4 protein-coding genes, 1 tRNA gene and 1 pseudogene are annotated in these 3,511 nt (G+C 71.6%); 3 read left to right on the forward strand and 3 right to left on the reverse strand.

Annotated elements, in window-relative coordinates; genetic code table 11:
• The first annotated feature begins 123 nt into the window (after positions 1-123).
• Positions 124-312 (forward strand): DUF2842 domain-containing protein, encoded by a 189-nt coding sequence (locus GVN67_RS28445; RefSeq protein WP_160000672.1) that lies wholly within the window; start codon positions 124-126, stop codon positions 310-312.
• 75 nt (positions 313-387) lie between these two features.
• On the opposite strand, the gene GVN67_RS28450 is transcribed toward GVN67_RS28445, so the two are convergent.
• Positions 388-1,137 (reverse strand): TorF family putative porin, encoded by a 750-nt coding sequence (locus tag GVN67_RS28450; RefSeq protein WP_160000673.1) that lies wholly within the window; start codon positions 1,135-1,137, stop codon positions 388-390.
• A gap of 206 nt (positions 1,138-1,343) precedes the next feature.
• Positions 1,344-1,420 (reverse strand) — tRNA-Pro (locus GVN67_RS28455).
• A gap of 256 nt (positions 1,421-1,676) precedes the next feature.
• Between GVN67_RS28455 and GVN67_RS28460 the strand changes: the two genes are divergently transcribed.
• Complete coding sequence (locus GVN67_RS28460; protein ID WP_160000674.1) at positions 1,677-2,138, forward strand: cytochrome c; 462 nt, start codon at positions 1,677-1,679, stop codon at positions 2,136-2,138.
• A 49-nt stretch (positions 2,139-2,187) separates the two neighbouring features.
• Here GVN67_RS28460 and GVN67_RS28465 read toward each other — a convergent pair whose 3' ends face one another.
• A complete protein-coding gene (locus GVN67_RS28465) occupies positions 2,188-2,844 on the reverse strand; it encodes a cytochrome b/b6 domain-containing protein (protein ID WP_160000675.1) in 657 nt (218 codons plus the stop codon).
• Positions 2,845-2,989: 145 nt separating this feature from the next.
• Between GVN67_RS28465 and GVN67_RS28470 the strand changes: the two are divergent.
• Positions 2,990-3,511, forward strand: a pseudogene (locus GVN67_RS28470) (peptidoglycan-binding protein); the annotation flags it as partial.

Raw genomic sequence — 3,511 nt, forward strand, 5'->3', positions numbered from 1 at the left:
ACTGAAAAGGGTATAAGAGACAGCTAGGCGCCCCGGCGCCGCGCTGCAACGCAACTCCGCCCGCGGCCCCGGGGCGGGGGCGATGGCTTGGCGAAACCATCCCGCCATGCGACAGGCGGAAGCATGTCGCGCAAGTGGATCGCCATCCTCGCTGCCCTGGTCGGGCTCACCCTCTATCTCTGGGCCGTGCTGTGGCTCGGCGACCGGGTGCAGACCCTGCATTGGGCGCTGCAGGTGCCCTTCTTCGTGGTCGCCGGCATCGCCTGGGCCTTCCCGATCCGCCGCCTGATGTTCTGGGCAGCCGGAAAGTAGGGGCCGCCGGAAAGCAGGGGGCCGCCGGGAGACAGAGGGGGGAGGGGACCCATCCTGGGTCCCCTGGTGCCTGGCTCAGAAGGCGCGGCTCAGCGTCGCCATGGCGCGGGAATCGCACAGCTTGGTGCCGGCGAAGCACTCGCTCTTCGACAGGTCGGTGTCGTAGTAGCCGACGGTCAGGGTGAAGCCGCCGACCACCTCGCGCGAGACGGCGACCGACCAGTTGGAATAGTCGGGCGCGCCGTAGCGGCTGTTGCGCTCGATCCACTGGTAGCCGTAGCGGCCGGCGAGCGTGAAGCCGAAGGGCAGGGTGACGTCGGCGCCGCCCTCGGCATAGAAGGCCGAGCCGCTCTCGTAATAGAAGTTCGGCGACCAGGCGGCGGTGGCCATGACCTTGACCGGGTCGATGGTGTAGCTCGCCTTGGCGATGGCCTCGAAGTAGTTGTAGTCGTAGCCGCCGGTCGGCGCGTCATAGCCCGGATAGGTGTAGTAGACGCCGCCCAGGTCGATGCTGACGCCCGCCACCTCGAAGCGATAGCCGGCCAGCAGGTCGAGCTCCTGCCGGGCATTGCTGCCGGGGAAGGTCACGTTGCTGCCGAAGGCGCCGATATAGAGGCCCGACTCATGCTGCGCGTCGAGCGTCAGCGAGATCGCCGGCCGGTTGCGGGTCTGCGAGATGCCACGGAACAGATAGTCGGTGCCGACGGCCGGCGTCACGGTGACGGTCGTGGCCAGGCTGTCGATCGTGGTCTGCGCCGCGGCAGGCAGGGCCAGCGGCAGAATGCTCAAGGACAGGGCAGAAGCAAGGGCCAGAGATGACTTCATGGTGGGGTTCCCTCCATCCGGGGGCCTCGTGCCGCCGGTGGTGGGGGTCGCAAAGCAAGATCTGTGCAAGATTCCAACGAACCCACCGGAAGCTGCGCAAATTTTTTGGGGAGGCGCCAGGAGGGTGGCGGCACCGCCGATCCCAGGAAACGAAAAACCCCGCCGGCCCGTGAGGGCGGCGGGGTTTTCGAACCGGCCGGTTCAGTTGGTCGGAGCGAGAGGATTCGAACCTCCGGCCCCTGCGTCCCGAACACAGTGCTCTACCAGGCTGAGCTACGCTCCGTCGTCCCGGCCAGTCCGCCGTCGGGTCATACCCTTGGGCTGGGCCGGGCGTATAACCCCGGCCGAGAGGGCCGGCAAGGGCGCCCCCGCGCTTTTCTTCGAAGAATTCCCTGGGCCGGCCGCTTCGGAAAACCCGCTGCCAATTCGCCGCCCGCGTGATCTTATCGGCGGGCGCGCGGCTGCCGGCCACCTGCCCCTGGGGCGTCGGCCCGCGCGTCCGGGAACCCCTGCCCGGCAGACCGAGCTGGAGAATGCGGATGAAGACGTTTTTGCTGGCCCGATGGGTCGTCATGGGCGCCCTGGCGCTGGCGACCGTGCTGCCGGCCACCCTGCCGCAGCCGGCGGCGGCCCAGGCCGACCCGGTCGCCGAGCGCAAGGCCGGCTTCAAGCGGATGGGCGGCCATCTGGAGGCGATCAAGGCGCTGCTGGACAATCCGGCCGGGCTGCGCGCCGAGGCCGGCCGCGCCAGCGACATGCAGGCCTTCTTCGGCGGGCTGCCGGCGCTGTTCCCGCCCGGCAGCGACAAGGGCGAGACCCGCGCCCTGCCGGCGGTCTGGTCCGACCGCGCCGGCTTCGAGGCGGCCGGCGCCGGCGCGACCGCCGCGGCGGCGAAGCTGCAGCAGGCGATGGCGGCGGGCGACACCAGCGCCGCGGCCGGCGCCTTCCGCGAGATGGGCGGCGCCTGCGGCACCTGCCACCGCGGCTACCGCGGCCGCTAATTTTTGTCAGTTGGGGGAGGACGATGTCCTCCCCCCGCGTTCCGCTGGTTCAGCCCAGCGTCGAGATCCACCAGACGATCGCGCCGGACAGGCCGACGAGCAGAACGCCGCGCCAGAGCGGGGCGAGGCGGGGGGCGACCGTGCCGTCCGGCAGCCGCTTGCTGCCGGTGACCATCGGCCGCACCAGGTCCTGCCGCTTGGCCAGGGCGTAGAGCAGCACCGCCGCCACATGCAGCCCGGCCAGCAGCAGGATCAGGTTGAAGTTCCAGCCATGCAGCGTGGTCAGGAAATAGCTGGTGTCGCCCGAGACGAAGCCGGCCAGCGGCCCATGCGCCAGGATGTCGTCATCGGCGAACAGCCCGCTGCCCGCCTGCACCAGCAGCACCGCCAGCAGCGCCAGCACCATCCAGCCGCCGGCGGCGTTGTGGCCGACCTCGCGATCCGGCTCACGCCGGAACAGATGCGCCAGGTGCCCGAGCGCCGCGACCGGCGAGCGCAGGAATTTCGAGAAGCGCGCGGTGTCGGAGCCGAAGAAGCCCCAGGCCAGGCGGAACAGCAGGTAGGAAAGGATCAGGTAGCCGCTGGTCAGGTGCAGCTCCATCCGGCCGGTCTCGGCGCTCCACCAGGACAGGCCGACCAGCCCGGCCAGCAGCCAGTGCCCCGCCCGCACCCAGCCGTCCCAGACCTTGATCTTCACCAGGGCCATCCCGCCGCTCCATCCCTATGATCCCGCAGCCCGATGAGAGGCTGCCGGGCCACACTCGGCAAGCGCTTTCACCACCCCGTGAAAGCGGGCTTGTCCTGCAGGGGCCACCCCGCCTAGTTACGAGTTCATGATGGACCGTAAACGCATGGGACTGGCGGTGCTTTCCGTCGCGGGTGGCCTGGCCGCCCTCGGCAGCACCGCCTGGTGGCTGGCCGCCGGGGGCGCTGCCCCTGCCGCGGCGCCGCAGCCCCTGCCGCCGACGGTCCGGGCGCCCTCGACGGTGGCGCCGCCCGCTGCCGCCGCTGCCCCGGCGGCAGCGGCCCCTCCGGCGGGGGTGGCTGCCCCTGGCCCGGCCGGGGCCGCCCAGGGGGCCGCCCAGGGGAATGCTGCAACCGCCGCCGCCGCGCCCAGCTTCGACGTCGCCCGCATCGGCGCCCGCGGCACCGCGGTGGTCGCCGGCCGCGCGGCGCCGGGGGCCGAGGTCTCGCTGCAGGACGGCGCCCAGGAGCTCGGCCGGGCGCGCGCCGATTCGCGCGGCGAATGGGTGATCCTGCCGGCCGAGCCGCTGCGCCCCGGCGCGCATGAGCTTTCTCTCCAGGCGCGCACGCCGGAAGGCGAGCAGCGCGGCCGCGATTCCGTCGTCGTCGTGGTGCCGGAGCCCTGTCTC

The organism is Roseomonas sp. 18066 (assembly GCF_902706185.1).
In the GTDB taxonomy this organism is placed as follows: domain Bacteria; phylum Pseudomonadota; class Alphaproteobacteria; order Acetobacterales; family Acetobacteraceae; genus Pseudoroseomonas.

Bases quoted from the DNA above. Each gene is read 5' to 3' on its own strand.
- GVN67_RS28445 (WP_160000672.1), top strand. From the start codon at position 124: ATGTCGCGCAAGTGGATCGCCATCCTCGCTGCCCTGGTCGGGCTCACC.
- GVN67_RS28450 (WP_160000673.1), bottom strand. From the start codon at position 1,137: ATGAAGTCATCTCTGGCCCTTGCTTCTGCCCTGTCCTTGAGCATTCTG.
- GVN67_RS28460 (WP_160000674.1), top strand. From the start codon at position 1,677: ATGAAGACGTTTTTGCTGGCCCGATGGGTCGTCATGGGCGCCCTGGCG.
- GVN67_RS28465 (WP_160000675.1), bottom strand. From the start codon at position 2,844: ATGGCCCTGGTGAAGATCAAGGTCTGGGACGGCTGGGTGCGGGCGGGG.